Consider the following 17,412-nt stretch of genomic DNA (forward strand, 5'->3'; position numbering starts at 1 on the left):
TTCAGCGTAGGCCCGGCGGAGGGCCGGACCCACCCCCACGCCCGACCGCGGGCCGGACCCACTCTCACGCCGACGGCAGGCGCACCACCGCCACCGCGCCGCCGTCCGCCGCGTTGGCGAGATCCACGCGGGCCCCGATCACCTGGGCCTGGCCGAACGCGATGGTCAGACCGAGCCCGGTGCCCTGCCCGCGCTCCCGCGCGCCGGTCTGGAAGCGCCGCGGGCCGTCCCGGAGAAGGTGCGCCGGGAACCCGGGCCCGTGGTCGCGGACCACGACCCCGGCACCGTCGACCCGCACCTCGACCGGGTCGCCGCCGTGCTTGCGGGCGTTGCCGACCAGGTTGGTGAGAATCCGCTCCAGGCGGCGCGCGTCCGTCCGCACGAACGTGTCGTACGCCGCGTCCGTGCCCCGCGCGACGAAACCGGCCCCCGAACCGCTGCCCGCACGCTCCGCGATCGTCTCGACGAGGCGCCCCAGCGGGTGCACCGCCAGATCCGGCTTCTCCACCTCCGCGTCGAGACGCGCCACTTCGAGCAGATCCTCCGTGAGGGTCCGCAGGGCGTGGACCCGGTCCCGCACGAGCTCGGTCGGGCGGCCCGCCGGCAGCAGCTCGGCCGCCGTGTGCAGACCGGTCAGCGGAGTGCGCAGCTCGTGGGCGACGTCCGCGGTGAAGCGCTGCTCGGCCTCCAGACGCTGCTGCAGGGACGCGGCCATCGTGTCGACGGCGGTGGCCAGTTCGGCCACCTCGTCCCTGCCGTGCCGCACCCCGGGCGGGCGCGGGTGGTCGATGCGGGCGTCGAGGTCACCCCGGCTGATGCGGCGCGCGATGGCGGCCGCGGTGCGCAGCTCGCGGCTGAGCCTGCTCGACAGACCCGCCCCGCCGAGCGCGGCGAGGCCCACGACGACGGCACCCGAGATCAGCAGCCGCCGGTCGAAGTCGGCCATCTCGGCCGCCTGCGCGCGCAACGGCTCGCGGACGGACAGGACGTGGCGGGGGTGGTCGCCGACCGGTCGCGCCGCCCAGACGCACGGGTCGTCCGACGCCATGTCGAGGTAGGTGGTGCGCTGCCCGGCCAGCGCGGCCCGCCGCAGCCCGGCGGGGAGTGCGGGGTCGTCGACGGCGGAGTCCGTGTCGCTCCGGTCGACCTGTCCCGTCAGCTCGTACAGCTGCCGCACGCGGACGAGCTGTGCCACCGCTCCCGAGCGGGCGCCCGCGGAGACCTGGTCGAGCCGGGCGTGGTGGACGAGCAGGCCGATGGCGACGGCGACCACGGCGCAGCCCGCCGCGAGTAGCGCGGCGATCTTCCAGCGCAGCCCGAGACCGTTGAGACCGTTGAGACCGTTGAGACCGTTGAGCGCGGCACGCGCTCCGGCCACGGCTCGCCCGCGCGGCATCAAGGGCCTCCTGGGGACGGCGACCCGGAATCACCGGGCACGGGCTCACGCGTGTCGGTCGGCCGGGGCGGCTTCTTGTAGTTCTTGATGTCGCTGACCGTGGACATCCGCGCGCCGTCCCAGTGGAAGCGCACGGCCTGCTCGCCGCCCTCCGAGCACGAGGTGCGCACCAGCAGGTCCGGGCCGATCGTCTCCACGCTCACGTTCCTGCCGGAGGTGAGCAGGATCGGGAAGACCTTGCCGTCGCGCTCGGTGTAGACGGCCACGACGGACCGCCCGCTCTCCAGGTCGGCGGCCACGAGCATCTCGGGCTTCTTGTCGCCGGTCAGGTCCAGGAACATCGGCGGCCGCAGCCCGGCCCGCCCCGGGCGGTCGATCATCCCGCGGCCGGCGAGCGGCTTCGTGCGGGGATCGGCCCGCAGGACCGCGCGGACGTCCAGCGAGGCGAGCCCTGCGGAACCGACCTTCGGCAGCCCCCGCAACGCCCTCGGCGGCGGCTGGCGCGTGGCGGCCTCGGCGCCGGGCGACCGCGACGACTTCCCCGACCAGGCGGGCCACACCGCCTCGGGGCGTGGCTGCACGGAGACGGACGGCGCGGCGTCACCGGGGCCGAGACCGTCCGCGCCGCCGCACCCGGTGAGCGCGAGGGCCGCCAGGGCGGCGAAGGATGCGGCGCCCAGGAGGAGCGGGCGGCGGGACATGGGATTCATGGAGTGGCTGACCGTCACGTGAGGGGGCTGGTGGTGGCCGGTCCAGGGGCCGCACCGGGGATTCGGCGGAAGGGCCGGACCGGCCACCGCTCCCGAAGGTAGAAACCGCTCATCACGGAAAACGGGAGATTGTGTAACAGCTACGTCCAAGAAGCCCCATACCGCTATGTTCAGGACCTTCGGCCTGGGCGCTCGCCTCTGGACGCCGCTGTGCACAATCGGCGTATGGACGACGAACCGAAGGTGCGGGTGCTGACCGTACTGACCACGACGGACGCCGAGGACAAGGCGCGGGACCTCGCGGGCGGCGCGGTGCGGGCGCGCGTCGCGGCCTGCGCGCAGATCGCCGGACCCGTCACGTCCGTGTACCGGTGGGAAGGCGCGCTCGAGACCACCCAGGAGTGGCAGGTGCTGTTCAAGACGACGCCCGGCCGCTACGCCGCCCTGGAGGCATGGCTCCACGCCGCCCACGACTACGACACCCCGGAGATCATCGCGACCCCGGTGGTGCGGGGCAGCGCGGCCTACCTGGAGTGGGTGGAGCGGGAGACCGCCGAGTGACCCGGCGCGTCACGGCCCGGCTGCCGGACGCGGTCCTCCATGAGGGCCCGGCTACCCCTACCTCGTCGAGGAGCCCGGGAGCGGCGAGGTAACTCCCAGAGGCAACTCCCTCCCCACGCCGCACTGTTGGCCCCACCAGGGCAAATTCGCAGCTCAAACCCCCATGCACCCGATCTGGTGATACGAACCACTCGTGCGAGCGAGTTGACGTGACTACGCACAGTGAGCGACGTCAAGCTCTCCGTGTGCACCTTCTGGTGTGCGCGGCGGTGCGTGAGCACCCTGTCCCTGAAGGAATCGCCCTATGCGAGTTCGTCGTTCCCTCCCGGCCGTCATCGGCGCCCTGGCCCTCGGCCTCGGGATGTCCCTGACGTCCTCGGCCTCGGCCTCACCGGCGGCCATCCAGAACCCGTGCGGGTTCTACGAGACCCACACCGACGCCTACTACAACCACTGCACGAGCGACGGCTCGAAGATCCTGATCGAGATCGACGACTGGGGCCCCAACACCATCAAGTGCGTGGGTCCTGGCGTCACCTGGATCGACGAGGCCAGTGACGTGGACGGCGCCTGGTACATCGGCCGCACCTGCTGACCTCCGCCTCCTCGTACGACCGCGGGCCCGGACCTCGACCCCGGGCCCGCTCCACCACCTCACGGCAGCTCCACCGGTTCCAGCCGTTCCAGTCGTTCCAGCCGCACCGCGCACACCTTGAACTCCGGCATCCGTGACACCGGATCCAACGCCGGATGCGTCAGGGTGTTGGCCCGCCCCTCGCCCGGCCAGTGGAACGGCATGAAGACCGTGTCGGCGCGGATCGCCGTCGTGACCCGCGCCGGAGCCACCGCGCGGCCCCGCCGTGAGACGACGGCGACCGGATCGTCCTCCCCGACCCCCAGACGCGCGGCGAGCCGCGGATGCAGCTCCACGAAGGGCCCCGGAGCAGCGGAGTTGAGCTCGTCGACGCGCCGCGTCTGGGCCCCGGACTGGTACTGCGCGAGCACCCGCCCCGTGGTGAGCAGCACGGGATACTCCTCGTCCGTCTCCTCCGCGGCAGCCCGGTGCACCACCGGCACGAACCGCGCCCGCCCGTCCTCGGTCGCGAACCGGTCGAGGAACAACCGCGGCATGCCTTCGGCCTCCGGGCCCGCCGGGCACGGCCAGAACACCCCCTCCCCGTCGTTCTCCCTCAGCCGCTCATAGCTGATCCCCGAGTAGTCCGCGGCCCCGCCCGCGCTCGCCCTGCGCAACTCCTCGAAGACCTCCTCCGGTTCGGTGGGGAACCCCTTCCCGTGGCCGAGCCGCTCCGCGATTCCGTGCAGGACCTCCAGGTCACTGCGGACCCCGGCCGGCGCGGACACCGCCTGCCGCCGCAGCAGCACCCGCCCCTCCAGATTCGTCACCGTCCCCGTCTCCTCGGCCCACTGCGTCACCGGCAGCACCACATCCGCCAGTTGAGCCGTCTCGGACATCACCACGTCCGCCACCGCGAGGAAGTCGAGCGACCGCAGCCGCTCCTCCACGTGCGCGGCACGCGGCGCGGAGACGACCGGGTTGGAACCCATCAGGAGCAACGTCTTGATGTCCCCGCCCAGCGCGTCGAGCAGCTCGTACGCCGACCTTCCGGGCCCCGGCAGGGAGTCCGGGTGCACACCCCAGACCTCCGCCACATGGGCCCGCGCCGCCGAGTCGGTCAGCTTGCGGTAACCCGGCAACTGGTCCGCCTTCTGGCCGTGTTCACGCCCTCCCTGGCCATTGCCTTGCCCTGTCAGACAGCCGTACCCGGACAGCGGCTGCCCGGCCCGCCCCGTGGCGAGGCACAGATTGATCCACGCCCCCACCGTGTCCGTGCCCTTGGACTGCTGCTCCGGCCCACGCGCGGTGAGCACCATCGCGGCATCCGCGTCGCAGAACATCCGCACGGCGTCCCGCAGTTGGGGCACCGCCACACCGGTGATCCGCTCGACGTGCTCCGGCCAGTGCGCCATCGCCGCCGCCCGTGCCTCCTCCCATCCGCTCGTCCGCTCCTCGATGTACGCCTCGTCCGTACGGCCCTCCGCCACGACCAGGTGCAGCAGCCCGAGCGCCAGGGCGAGGTCCGTGCCGGGCCGCGGCGCCAGGTGCAGGTCGGCCTGCTCGGCGGTCCGGGTCCGCCGGGGGTCCACGACGATCAGCGTGCCGCCGTTCGCCCTGAGCTCGGTCAGATACCTCAGGGCGGGCGGCATCGTCTCGGCGAGGTTCGACCCGACGAGGATCACGCAGCCGGTGCGCGGGATGTCCTCCAGCGGGAACGGCAGCCCCCGGTCGAGCCCGAACGCCCGCTGCCCGGCGGCCGCGGCCGACGACATGCAGAACCGTCCGTTGTAGTCGATCTGCGACGTGCCGAGCGCCACCCGGGCGAACTTGCCCAGCGCGTACGCCTTCTCATTCGTCAGACCGCCCCCGCCGAACACCCCGCACGCGTCCGCGCCGTGTTCCGCACGCGCGCGGGACAGCTCGTCGGCGATCCGGTCGAGCGCCTCCTCCCAGGTGGCCGGCGCGAGCTCGCCCGTGGCGTGGGACCGGACGAGCGGCTCCGTCAGGCGCACCCGGGAGGAGAGCACGGCGGGAGCCGTGCGGCCCTTGCCGCACAAGGCCCCCTTGTTGACGGGGAACCCCGGCCGCTCGACGACCTCCACTCCTCGGGGGCCGTTGGTGAGGCCCATCCCGCATTGCAGCGCGCAGTACGGACAGTGGGTCGAAGTCGCCGTGGAGTGCATGGGGTCAGCGTGCGGTGGGCTTGTTACGTGTCCTGCGCCCGCGTGTTACGCGTGCGGTAACCCCACCTCAGTGCCACCCGCACCCTGCGGTGAGACCTTTCCGGGTTGCTTTGGGCTGGTCGCGCAGTTCCCCGCGCTCCTCAGGGGGTGCGGTGTGTCGTCAGGGCTTGGGCCACGCCCGGTTCGCGGGGGCCCAGGAAGTGGGGGTCCGGGCGGAACGTCGCGTCGAGCGCCGCCTTGCCCGCCGCGAATATCTCCCGCGCGCCGCCGTAGTACCAGGTCGTGTCGTGCACGGCGTCCACCGCCACCCCGTACGACGACACGCCCGCCGCGTCGCACAGCGCGACCGCCCTGCGTATGTGGAAGCCCTGGCTGATCAGCACCGCCCGGTCCACGCCGAAGATCTTCTTGGCGCGGACGCAGGAGTCCCACGTGTCGAATCCGGCGTAGTCACTCACTATGCGGCGGCCCGGCACGCCGTGCTTCTTCAGATAGGCGCGCATGGCGTCCGGCTCGTCGTACTCCTCGCGGCTGTTGTCGCCCGTGACGAGCACGACCTCTATCCGCCCCGCACGGTACAACTCCGCCGCCGCGTCGAGCCGGTGCGCCAGATAGGGCGACGGCTCGCCCTTCCACAGTCCGGCGCCGAAGACCACCGCGACCCGGGTGCGCGGCGCTTCCGCGACCGTGCCCACCTTGTCGTCCGTCGTCACGAACAGCCAGGTCGCGGGCAGCAGCGCGAGGACGCACAGCGCCATCACCGCCTGCACGGCCCGCCGCTGTCCCCGCCGCGAGCGCGGCAGCCGCAACCAGTCCGGCTTGCGCGCCCACGACGACCGCGCCCACGACGACCGCGCCCACGACGGCCCCGACAGCCTCCGCGCCCCGTCCCCATGTCTTTCCATCAGTGATCCGCCCCCGTGCCCGCCGGATCTCCCCCGATCCGATCAATGCCACAACCGTAAACGGCCCCCGCGGGCCACGTCAGCGACCCATGCCCCCGAAACACCCCCGACAGCACCCCGACACCACCCCGACCCAACCCTGACAGCGCCCCGCAGCCCACCGTGAGCCCGATGAAAACAGTCGTCACGACCGCGCAACGCGTCCGCAATGTGTCCCGGCCATCCTCGGTTCATGACGCCGTCGAACCCTCTTCACGACGAGTCCGGCAGCACTCACCTCGACAGTACGGCGCAGATCATGGACCGCATCACCAGCCGGCTCGGCACCCAGCTCAGCCCCACACTCGTCCTCGTCGCCCACGGCAGCCGCGACCCGCGCGCCCTCACCACCGTCACGGCCCTCGCCGAGCGGATCCGTGAGCAACGCCCCGGCCTCACCGTCCGCCTCGGCCACATCGAGCTGAACGAGCCGCTGCTCACCGACACCCTCGCCGCGCAGCGCCCCGGCTCCGCGGTGCTCGTGCCGCTGCTCCTCGGCCGTGGCCAGCACGTCAAGCGCGACATACCGGCGGCCGCGGCGGGCGCCCCCCACCTCGACATCCGCGTCGCCGCCCCGCTCGGCCCCCACCCACTGCTCGCCGAAGCCCTGCACGCCCGGCTCGTCCAGGCCGGCTGGCCGGAGCGGCCCCGGGGCGCGGGGGCGCGACGCGGGCACGCGGTGGTCCTCGCCGCCGCGGGCTCCCGCGACCCGGAGTCGGCCGCCGACACGGAGACCGCCGCCGAACTGCTCGCCGAACGCCTGGGCGTCCCCGTACTCCCGGCCTACGCGGCGCCCACCGCGGCCTGCCCCCGCACCGTGCCGGAAGCGCTCGAAGCCCTGGCCGCGGCCGGACGGACGCGCACCGCCGTCGCCGCCTACTTCACCGCACCCGGCCGCTTCGCCACCCAGAGCGCCGCCGCGGCTCCCTGGATCGCCGCCGCCCCCCTCGGCCCCCACGCGGCGCTCGCCCGGCTCGTCCTGCACCGCTACGACCAGGCACGCGACCGAGCACGCGACCAGGCACGCGACCAGGCACGCACCGCACCGGCACCGGCCCCGCAGCGTCGCCTGACCAGCGTCTGACGGAGGCTGAATCCAAGGGGCCAGATCCCTGTTTGTCACTGCTTGCGTCTACTGTCGGTGCATGGAAGGCACAGCACCGAACGCGCGACCCGAGGCCCACCCCGAGACCCGCACTGCCGACAACGCCTGCTCCGCCCCCACCGCCCCCACCGCCTACTCCGCATACGACGAAGCAGCCGTCGAGCGGTGGGCCGCCGAGCCCGACAAGAGGCCGGGGCGCACGGCCTTCCAGCGCGACCGCGCGCGCGTCCTGCACTCCGCTGCGCTGCGCCGCCTCGCGGGCAAGACCCAGGTCGTCACGCCCGGCACCAGGAGCCAGGCCTGGGACGCCAGCGCCCGCACCCGTCTGACGCACTCTCTGGAGTGCGCCCAGGTGGGCCGCGAGCTGGGCGCCGCCCTGGGCTGCGACCCCGACCTGGTCGAGATGGCCTGCCTCTCCCACGACCTCGGGCACCCCCCGTTCGGACACAACGGAGAGCAGGCGCTGAACGAAGTGGCGGCCGACTGCGGAGGTTTCGAGGGCAACGCCCAGTCGCTCAGGCTCCTCACCCGCATCGAGCCGAAGCGCTTCGTCCGCTCCGAGTCCTCCGGTGACCTCGTCAGCGTCGGCCTCAACCTCACGCGCGCCGCCCTCGACGCCGCCACCAAGTACCCCTGGCCGCGCGGCGGCCGCCCGGCCGACCCGGCGTCCCCCAAATTCGGTGTCTACGAAGACGACAGGCCCGTCTTCGACTGGGTCCGCAAGGAGGCTCCGGGACAGCGCATCTGTTTCGAGGCACAGATCATGGACTGGTCGGACGACGTCGCGTACTCGGTCCACGACTTCGAAGACGGCCTGCACGCCGGACACATCGATCCGAACGCGCTGCACGCGGAGCCCGAGCGGCAGGACATCTACGCCGTGGCGCTCGGCCGCTACGTCCCTTCGGACACCGACCCCGAAGAGCTCGCCCAGGCACTCGACCGCCTCCTGGACCAGGACTGGTGGCCGCACGGGTACGACGGCTCGGCCGTCGCCCAGGCCCGGTTGAAGGACGCCACAAGCCAGCTCATCGGCCGCTTCTGCCTGGCCGCGGAGACCGCCACCCGCGCGCGGTTCGGCCCGGGCTCCCTCACGCGGTACGCCGCCGAGCTCGTCGTCCCCCGCCAGGCGCGGCACGAATGCGCCGTGCTCAAGGCCGTCGCCGACCGCTATGTGATGCAGCGCCCAGCCCAGGAGCGGCTCCGCGCCGACCAGCGCATCGTCGTCGCCGAGCTCGCGGAGGCGCTCACCACCCGCGCCCCCGACGGGCTCGACCCGCAGTTCCGGGCGCTGTACGACGCGGCTCCCGACGACCGTGCCACCCAGCGCGTCGTGGTCGACCAGATCGCGTCCCTCACCGACGCGGCGGCCCGCGCCCTGCACACCCGACTGACGGCGAGACCCCGGTGAAACGACGGTAAGTGACCATGGAGTGACCACAGGGCGTGACGAAATGTGGCCAGTCGGAGCCACGCCCCCTTCCCCCATCACGCTCTGTGCGGGACGCTCCCTGTTGCGGCAAGGCCGAAGGGCAACGCTGTGTTCTTCCGGGGGACATCCCCGGTACCCCGGGCAAGGAGGCATCAAGTGGTCGACGCGGATCAGACGTTCGTCATTGTCGGAGGAGGGCTGGCCGGCGCCAAGGCGGCCGAGACGCTCCGCTCCGAAGGGTTCACCGGCCGGGTGATCCTCATCGGCGACGAGCGTGACCACCCCTACGAGCGCCCGCCCCTGTCCAAGGGGTACCTCCTGGGCAAGGAGGAGCGCGACAGCGTCTTCGTCCACGAACCGGGGTGGTACGCGCAGGCGGACATCGAGCTGCACCTGGGCCAGACCGTCGTCGCCGTCGACCGTGCGGCGAAGGCCGTGCGCCTGGGCGACGGCACCGTCATCCGCTACGACAAACTGCTGCTGGTCACCGGCGCCGAGCCCCGCCGCCTCGACGTCCCGGGCACGGACCTCGCGGGCGTCCACCACCTGCGCCGCCTCGCGCACGCCGACCGCCTCCGCCACGTCCTGGCCGCCCTGGGCAGGGACAACGGCCACCTGGTGATCGCGGGCGCCGGCTGGATCGGCCTGGAGATCGCGGCGGCCGCCCGGGAGTACGGCGCGGAGGTCACCGTCGTCGAGCCCGAGCCGACCCCGCTGCACGGCGTCCTCGGCCCCGAGATCGGCCAGGTCTTCGCCGACCTGCACGCCGAGCACGGCGTCCGCTTCCACTTCGGTGCCCGGCTCACCGAGATCGTCGGCCAGGACGGCATGGTCCTCGCCGCCCGCACCGACGACGGAGAGGAGCACCCCGCGCACGACGTGCTGGCCGCGATCGGCGCGGCCCCGCGCACGGCCCTCGCCGAGTCCGCGGGCCTCGACCTGGCCGACCGCGCCGACGGGGGCGGCATCGCCGTCGACGCGTCGCTGCGCACCTCCGACCCCGACATCCACGCGGCGGGCGACGTGGCCGCCGTCCGCCACGCGCTCTTCGACACGAGGTTCCGCGTGGAGCACTGGGCCAACGCCCTCAACGGAGGCCCCGCCGCGGCCCGCGCCATGCTCGGCCAGGACGTCACGTACGACCGTGTGCCCTACTTCTTCTCCGACCAGTACGACGTGGGCATGGAGTACTCGGGCTGGGCGCCCCCGGGCGCGTACGACCAAGTGGTGGTCCGCGGTGACGCCGGCAAGCGCGAGTTCATCGCCTTCTGGCTGCGCGAGGGACAGGTCCTCGCGGGCATGAACGTGAATGTGTGGGACGTCACGGAGCCGATCCAGCAGCTCATCCTGCGGGGCGCCCGCCCCGACCCCGACGCCCTCGCGGACCCGTCGACCCCCCTGGCGTCGCTCCTGACGTGACCGGGCCGGACGGGAGTGTCACAGGCGAGCCGTAGTATTCGTACGTGGCAGGCAGGATCAATGACGAGGACGTGAAGGCGGTTCGGGACGCGGTCCCGATCGACGCCGTGGTCTCCGACTACCTCCAGCTGCGCAACGCGGGGGGTGGAAACCTCAAGGGTCTGTGCCCCTTCCACGACGAGAAGTCACCGTCCTTCCAGGTCAGCCCGAGCAAGGGTCTCTTCCACTGCTTCGGCTGCCAGGAAGGCGGCGACACGATCGCCTTCGTGATGAAGATCGACCACCTCACGTTCTCCGAGACGGTCGAGCGCCTCGCCGCCCAGGCAGGCATCACGCTGCGCTACGAAGAGGGCGGGTACAACCCCTCGCACCAGCGCGGCGAGCGCATCCGCCTCGTCGAGGCCCACAAGATCGCCGCCCAGTTCTACGTGGACCAGCTGGAGAGCGCCGAGGCCGAGATCGGCCGCAAGTTCCTCGCCGAGCGCGGCTTCGACCAGGCCGCGGCCGCGCACTTCGGCGTGGGCTACAGCCCCGCGGGCTGGGACCACCTCACCCGCTATCTGCGCGGCAAGGGCTTCAGCGACAAGGAGCTGACCCTCTCCGGCCTCTCCCAGGAGGGCCGCCGCGGCCCCATCGACCGCTTCCGCGGCCGCCTCATGTGGCCGATCCGCGACATCGGCGGCGAAGTGGTCGGCTTCGGCGCCCGCAAGCTCCGCGACGACGACAACGGCCCGAAGTACCTGAACACGCCCGAGACGCCGATCTACAAGAAGTCCCAGGTCCTGTACGGCATCGATCTCGCCAAGAAGGAGATCGCCAAGTCCAGCCGCGCCGTCGTCGTCGAGGGCTACACCGACGTGATGGCCTGCCACCTCGCGGGCATCACCACCGCCATCGCGACCTGCGGCACGGCCTTCGGCGGCGACCACATCAAGATCCTCCGCCGCCTCCTGATGGACAACGGCTCGGCCCGGGTGATCTTCACCTTCGACGGTGACGCGGCCGGCCAGAAGGCCGCCCTGCGCGCCTTCGAGGACGACCAGAAGTTCGCCGCCGAGACGTACATCGCGATCGCCCCCGACGGCATGGACCCCTGCGACCTGCGCCTCGCCAAGGGCGACGCCGCGGTCGCCGACCTGGTCGAACCGCGCACGCCGCTCTTCGAGTTCGCACTCCGCCAGATCGTCTCCCGGTACGACCTGGAGACCCCCGCGGGCCGCGCCGCCGCCCTGGACGAGGCCGCCCCCGTGGTGGCCCGCATCAAGAACAGCGGCGCGCAGCACGAGGTCGCCGTGCAGCTCGCCGGCATGCTCGGCATCCTCGACACGCAGTTCGTCGTCAAGCGCGTCGCCCAGCTGGCCCGCTGGGCCCGCGACCGCGGCGGCAGGGGCCCCGCCCCGGCCCCCCAGCGCTCCTCCCCGGCGTACGAGACCGCGTCGCAGGGCTTCAGCGGCCCCGCCCTCAACCTGCGCAGCCCCGCCCACCGCACCGAGCGCGAGCTGATCAAACTCGCCCTGCAGTACCCGCAGTTGGTCTCCCCGGCCTTCGACGCGTACGGCCTGGACGAGTTCACCGCCCCGCCCTACGCCGCGGTGCGCCGCGCCATCGAGGAGGCGGGCGGCGCCGAACAGGGCGCGCAGGACCCGCAGGAGTACCTCGTCCGCGTCCGCGACGCGGCGCCCGACGACGCGGTCCGCTCCATGGTCACCGAGCTCGCCGTCGAGGCGATCCTGCGCAAGACCGTCGACGAGATGTACGCGGGCATGCAGCTGGTCCAGGTCAGGCTGCGCGCCGTCGACCGCCGCATCCGCGACGTCCAGGGCAGCCTCGCCCGCCTCGGCGCGGGCGGCGATCCCCAGCACCTGGCCGCCGTCCAGAGCGAGTTGTGGGTCCTCCAGCAGTACGGCCAGGCGCTCCGCGAGCGGGGCGCGGACGCGCTCTGAGGCGAGTCGGCGGGCCGTCCGGGGTTCGTCCCGGGCGCCGAGGGTTACCCGTCGGGTAACCAAGCGGTCACGGACCGGACTCAAAAAGTCACCGCACGCCCCTCGTGGCGGCCGTGTGTCGTGCCCCACACTGGGTTCCGGTGCCTGAGTCCTCGGAGCGCGGCCGACCCGCAGACAGCGGGTCCGACACATCCGCGGTTCCACACATCGTGTCCGGGACGGACAGCGGCGAGGCCGTCGTCCCTCTCCCGTTGCCGCACGCCTCAGCAGCGATCACCCTGGAGGTCGCCCCCGTGCAGACCCAGACCCTCACCCAGACCGACACCGCCGCGCGCGCGGATGCGGATACGAACGTCCTGGAGTCGGTCCCGCCCCAGAGCCGAGCCACCCGGCACCCGGAAACCCTGGAAGCACGGGAAGCGGCCCCCGAAGCGGCACAGACCCCCGAAACCGCCGAACCCCGGGACGACGCCCCCGAGGCGCTGGAGCCCGAGACCCTCGACCTGCCCACCCCTCGCAGCCGCGCCGACACCAGCGGCCCCTCGTCCGACCTGTTCCGCCAGTACCTGCGCGAGATCGGGCGGATTCCGCTGCTCACCGCGGCGGAGGAGGTGGAGCTGGCCCGCGCCGTCGAGGCCGGCCTCTTCGCCGAGGAGAAGCTGAGCAGCACCCCCGACCTGGACTCCCAACTCGCCCTGGACCTGGACAAGCTGGTCGTCATGGGCCGGATGGCCAAGCGCCGCCTCATCGAGGCCAACCTCCGCCTGGTCGTCTCCGTCGCCAAGCGGTACGTGGGCCGCGGGCTCACCATGCTCGACCTGGTCCAGGAGGGAAACCTCGGCCTGATCAGGGCGGTCGAGAAGTTCGACTACGCCCGGGGCTACAAGTTCTCCACGTACGCGACCTGGTGGATACGCCAGGCCATGTCCCGCGCCCTCGCGGACCAGGCCCGCACGATCCGCGTGCCCGTGCACGTCGTGGAGCTCATCAACCGTGTCGTACGCGTCCAGCGGCGCATGCTCCAGGAGCGAGGGTACGAACCCACGCCCGAAGAGGTCGGCGCCCATCTGGACCTCCCGCACGAGCGCGTCAGCGAAGTCCTGCGCCTGGCCCAGGAACCCGTGTCGCTGCACGCCCCCGTCGGCGAGGAGGACGACGTCGCGCTCGGCGACCTCATCGAGGACGGCGACGCCACGAGCCCCGTGGAATCGGCGGCGTTCCTGCTGCTCCGCGAGCACCTGGAAGCGGTCCTCTCCACGCTCGGCGAACGCGAACGCAAGGTTGTACAGCTCCGCTACGGCCTCGCGGACGGCAGGCCCCGCACCCTGGAGGAGATCGGCCGGATCTTCGGGGTGACCCGCGAACGCATCCGCCAGATCGAGTCCAAGACCCTCAACAAGCTGCGGGACCACGCGTTCGCGGACCAGCTGAGGGGCTACCTGGACTGAGGCCCGGGTCCGCGGACCCGGGCCCCACGGCTCCTCAGTCGACCTCCGCGACGGCCTGCGCGAACTGAGCCGCGTACAGACGCGCGTACGCCCCGTCCGCCGCCAGCAGGGCATCGTGGGTGCCCTGCTCCACGATCGAACCGTTCTCCATCACCAGGATCGTGTCCGCGTCCCGGATGGTGGAGAGCCGGTGCGCGATCACGAACGACGTGCGCCCGTGCGCGAGCCGGGCCATCGCCTTCTGGATCAGCACCTCGGTGCGGGTGTCGACGGAGCTCGTCGCCTCGTCGAGCACCAGGATCACCGGATCGGAGAGGAACGCCCGCGCGATGGTGATGAGCTGCTTCTCGCCCGCGCTCACGCCCGTGCCGTCGTCGTCGATCACGGTGTCGTAACCGTCGGGAAGTGTCCGCACGAAGCGGTCGGCGTGGGCGGCGCGCGCCGCCTCCTCGATCTCCTCGCGCGTGACGTCCTTCGCCGCGCCGTACGCGATGTTCTCCGCGATGGTGCCGCCGAACAGCCAGGTGTCCTGGAGCACCATGCCGATCCCGGCCCGCAGTTCCTCCCGCGACATCCCGGCGATGTCGACGCCGTCCAGGGTGATGCGCCCACCGGTCACTTCGTAGAACCGCATCAGCAGGTTGACCAGCGTGGTCTTGCCCGCGCCCGTCGGCCCGACGATGGCGACCGTGTGGCCCGGCTCGACGACCAGGGAGAGGTCCTCGATGAGCGGCTTGTCCTTGTCGTAGCGGAAGGACACGTGGTCCATCCCGACGCGCCCGCGCAGCTTCTCGGGCCGCTCGCCGGGCACCGGGTCGGCCTCCTGCTCCTCCGCGTCGAGGATCTCGAAGATCCGCTCGGCGGACGCGACACCCGACTGTACGAGGTTCGCCATGGAGGCGACCTGCGTGAGCGGCATCGAGAACTGCCGCGAGTACTGGATGAAGGCCTGCACGTCACCGATCGACAGCGACCCGGAGGCCACCCGCAGACCGCCCACCACGGCGACCAGCACGTAGTTGAGGTTCGAGACGAAGAACATCAGCGGCTGCATGACACCGCTGTTGAACTGCGCCTTGAACCCGGCCTCGTACAGCTGCTCGTTCTGCTCGGCGAACGCCTTCGCGGACTCCTCCTGCCGCCCGAACACCTTCACCAGGGTGTGCCCGGTGTACATCTCCTCGACGTGGGCGTTGAGCGTGCCGGTGGTCTTCCACTGCTGCACGAACTGCGGCTGCGACCGCTTGCCGACCTTCGTCGCCACGAAGAACGACAGCGGCACGGTGACCAGCGCCACCAGCGCGAGCAGCGGCGACACCCAGAACATCATCACCAGGACGCCGATGATGGTCAGCAGCGAGTTGATGAGCTGGCCCATCGTCTGCTGCAGCGTCTGGTTGATGTTGTCGATGTCGTTCGTGGCGCGGCTCAGCACCTCGCCGCGCTGCCGCTTGTCGAAGTACGACAGCGGGAGCCGCGACAGCTTCGCCTGTACGTCGCCGCGCAGCCGGAAGACGGTGCTGTTGATGGCGCGGTTCGACAGCCGCGTCGCCACGGCCATCAGCAGGCCCGCCACCACGAACGTGCCGAGCGCGAGCAGCAGGACCTCGCCCACCGCGCCGAAGTCGATGCCCTCGCCGGGCGTGAAGTCGACGCCGGAGAGCATGTCGGCCATGCCGCCCTCGCCCTTGGCGCGCAGGCCGTCGAGGGCCTGTTCCTTCGTCGTTCCCTCGGGCATGTCACGGCCGACGATGCCCGCGAAGAGCAGGTCGGTCGCGCGGCCGAGGATCTTCGGGCCGAGCACGGAGAGCGCGACGCTCAGGACGCCGGCGACGAGCATCCCGTACATCGTGGCCCGTTCGGGCCTGAACTGCGCGAGCAGTCGCCTGCCGGAGCCCTTGAAGTCCATGGACCGGGAGTCCGGCCCCATCATCGGTCCACCGATGCCAGGGGGCATTACGCGGCCTCCGCTTCCGTCAGCTGGGAGAGGACGATCTCCCGGTAGGTCTCGTTGCTCTCCATCAGCTCGTGATGGCGTCCCGTGCCCACGACCCGGCCCTCGTCGAGGACCACGATGCGGTCGGCGTCCCGGATGGTCGACACGCGCTGGGCGACGATGACGACGGTCGCCTCGGCGGTCTCGCGGCCGAGCGCGGACCGCAGCGCGGCGTCGGTGGCGTAGTCGAGCGCGGAGAACGAGTCGTCGAAGAGGTAGATCTCCGGGCGCTGGACGAGGGTGCGCGCGATGGAGAGGCGCTGGCGCTGGCCACCGGACACGTTGGTGCCGCCCTGCGAGATCGGCGCGTCCAGGCCCTCCTCCAGGCTCTGGACGAACTCCTTGGCCTGGGCGACCTCAAGGGCGTGCCACAGCTCCTCGTCGGTGGCGTCCGGGTTGCCGTAGCGCAGGTTGGTGGCCACGGTGCCGGCGAACAGGTACGGCTTCTGCGGGACGAGGCTCACGGTCTTCGCGAGCAGTACGGGATCGACGGTGCCCACGTCCACGCCGCCGACCAGCACCTCGCCCTCGGTCGCGTCGATGAGCCGCGGCACGAGGCTGAGCAGCGTCGACTTGCCGCTGCCGGTCGACCCGATGACCGCCGTCGTCTCGCCGGGGCGGGCGACCAGGTGGACGGACTTGAGGACGGGCTCCTCGGCGCCCGGGTAGCGGAAGCCCGCGTCCCGGATCTCCAGGTGGCCGTGGCTGCGCAGTTCGCGCACCGGGGCGGCCGGGGGCACCACGCTGCTGTCGGTGTCCAGGACCTCCTCGATGCGCTCGGCACAGACCTCCGCGCGCGGCACCATCATGAACATGAAGGTGGCCATCATCACGGACATCACGATCTGCATCAGATAGGCGAGGAACGCGGTGAGCGCGCCGATCTGCATGCCGCCGCTGTCGATGCGGTGCGCGCCGAACCACACCACCGCGATCGAGGAGATGTTCACGACGGTCATGACGATCGGGAACATCAGCGCGAGCAGCTTGCCGGAGCCGAGCGAGACGTCGGTCAGGTCGGCGTTGGCCTTCCTGAAGCGCTCCTTCTCGTAGTCGTCCCGGACGAAGGCGCGGATGACGCGGTTGCCGGTGATCTGCTCGCGCAGCACGCGGTTCACGGTGTCGAGCCGCTCCTGCATGGTGCGGAAGAGCGGCCGGAGCCGCCGCACGATGAGGCTGACGCTGATGCCGAGAACGGGCACGACGGCGACGAGGACCGTGGACAGCGGCACGTCCAGGCCGAGCGCCATCACGATGCCGCCGACGCACATGATGGGCGCCGACACCATCAGTGTGAACGACATCAGGACCAGCATCTGCACCTGCTGGACGTCATTGGTGGTCCGCGTGATCAGCGACGGGGCGCCGAACTGGCCCACCTCGCGCGCGGAGAAGGACTGCACGCGGTCGAAGACGGCGGCCCGCACGTCGCGGCCGAGGGCGGCGGCGGTCCGCGCGCCGTAGAAGACGGCGCCGATGTTGCAGACCATCTGCACGACGGTGACGGCGATCATGATGCCGCCGAAGCCGAGGATGTATCCCGTGTCGCCCTCGACGACACCGTTGTCAATGATGTCGGCGTTGAGGCTGGGCAGATAGAGCGCGGCGCAGGTCTGCAGGAACTGCAGCAGCACCAGCAGGACGATGGGTTTCTGGTACGGACGCAGGTATGTCCGCAGGAGTCGTATGAGCACGCTC

General features: G+C 71.8%; 13 protein-coding genes. 7 read left to right on the top strand and 6 right to left on the bottom strand.

Annotation, left to right across the window (positions count from 1 at the left end):
• Window positions 1–64: 64 nt before the first annotated feature.
• Window positions 65–1,396: a HAMP domain-containing sensor histidine kinase gene (locus tag AB0N81_RS05565; protein ID WP_365355940.1), complete on the bottom strand. Its 1,332-nt coding sequence runs from the start codon at window positions 1,394–1,396 to the stop codon at window positions 65–67.
• Window positions 1,396–2,106 (bottom strand): hypothetical protein, encoded by a 711-nt coding sequence (locus AB0N81_RS05570; RefSeq protein WP_365355942.1) that lies wholly within the window; start codon window positions 2,104–2,106, stop codon window positions 1,396–1,398. Before AB0N81_RS05570 ends, AB0N81_RS05565 begins: the two co-directional genes overlap by 1 nt.
• Before the next feature lie 225 nt (window positions 2,107–2,331).
• Between AB0N81_RS05570 and cutA the strand changes: the two genes are divergently transcribed.
• Window positions 2,332–2,667, top strand: coding sequence for a divalent-cation tolerance protein CutA (gene cutA, locus AB0N81_RS05575; protein WP_365355943.1), 336 nt, complete (start codon window positions 2,332–2,334; stop codon window positions 2,665–2,667).
• 304 nt (window positions 2,668–2,971) lie between these two features.
• On the top strand, window positions 2,972–3,262 hold the full coding sequence (locus AB0N81_RS05580) for a DUF6355 family natural product biosynthesis protein (protein WP_365355945.1): 291 nt from the start codon (window positions 2,972–2,974) through the stop codon (window positions 3,260–3,262).
• 59 nt (window positions 3,263–3,321) lie between these two features.
• On the opposite strand, the gene AB0N81_RS05585 is transcribed toward AB0N81_RS05580, so the two are convergent.
• Entirely contained in the window at window positions 3,322–5,427 is a 2,106-nt protein-coding gene (locus AB0N81_RS05585) for a molybdopterin oxidoreductase family protein (RefSeq protein ID WP_365355946.1), read from the bottom strand.
• 140 nt (window positions 5,428–5,567) lie between these two features.
• Window positions 5,568–6,332: an ElyC/SanA/YdcF family protein gene (locus tag AB0N81_RS05590; RefSeq protein ID WP_365355947.1), complete on the bottom strand. Its 765-nt coding sequence runs from the start codon at window positions 6,330–6,332 to the stop codon at window positions 5,568–5,570.
• 232 nt (window positions 6,333–6,564) lie between these two features.
• Here AB0N81_RS05590 and AB0N81_RS05595 point away from each other — a divergent pair, with 232 nt between their 5' ends.
• From AB0N81_RS05595 to AB0N81_RS05615, 5 genes are all read left to right on the top strand, one after another.
• A complete protein-coding gene (locus AB0N81_RS05595; protein WP_365355949.1) occupies window positions 6,565–7,455 on the top strand; it encodes a sirohydrochlorin chelatase in 891 nt (296 codons plus the stop codon).
• A 61-nt stretch (window positions 7,456–7,516) separates the two neighbouring features.
• Entirely contained in the window at window positions 7,517–8,887 is a 1,371-nt protein-coding gene (locus tag AB0N81_RS05600) for a deoxyguanosinetriphosphate triphosphohydrolase (protein ID WP_365355951.1), read from the top strand.
• Between the two features lie 177 nt (window positions 8,888–9,064).
• Window positions 9,065–10,327 (top strand): FAD-dependent oxidoreductase, encoded by a 1,263-nt coding sequence (locus AB0N81_RS05605; RefSeq protein WP_365355952.1) that lies wholly within the window; start codon window positions 9,065–9,067, stop codon window positions 10,325–10,327.
• A gap of 44 nt (window positions 10,328–10,371) precedes the next feature.
• Complete coding sequence (gene dnaG, locus AB0N81_RS05610) at window positions 10,372–12,270, top strand: DNA primase (RefSeq protein WP_365355953.1); 1,899 nt, start codon at window positions 10,372–10,374, stop codon at window positions 12,268–12,270.
• 140 nt (window positions 12,271–12,410) lie between these two features.
• Window positions 12,411–13,718, top strand: a complete 1,308-nt coding sequence (locus tag AB0N81_RS05615) for an RNA polymerase sigma factor (protein WP_365355954.1) — start codon at window positions 12,411–12,413, stop codon at window positions 13,716–13,718.
• 34 nt (window positions 13,719–13,752) lie between these two features.
• On the opposite strand, the gene AB0N81_RS05620 is transcribed toward AB0N81_RS05615, so the two are convergent.
• Both AB0N81_RS05620 and AB0N81_RS05625 read right to left on the bottom strand, forming a co-directional pair.
• Window positions 13,753–15,651: an ABC transporter ATP-binding protein gene (locus tag AB0N81_RS05620; RefSeq protein WP_365356369.1), complete on the bottom strand. Its 1,899-nt coding sequence runs from the start codon at window positions 15,649–15,651 to the stop codon at window positions 13,753–13,755.
• A gap of 23 nt (window positions 15,652–15,674) precedes the next feature.
• A complete protein-coding gene (locus AB0N81_RS05625; RefSeq protein WP_365355956.1) occupies window positions 15,675–17,408 on the bottom strand; it encodes an ABC transporter ATP-binding protein in 1,734 nt (577 codons plus the stop codon).
• Window positions 17,409–17,412 lie beyond the last annotated feature (4 nt).

It is taken from the genome of Streptomyces sp. NPDC093510 (genome assembly GCF_040683555.1).
Classification (GTDB): domain Bacteria; phylum Actinomycetota; class Actinomycetes; order Streptomycetales; family Streptomycetaceae; genus Streptomyces.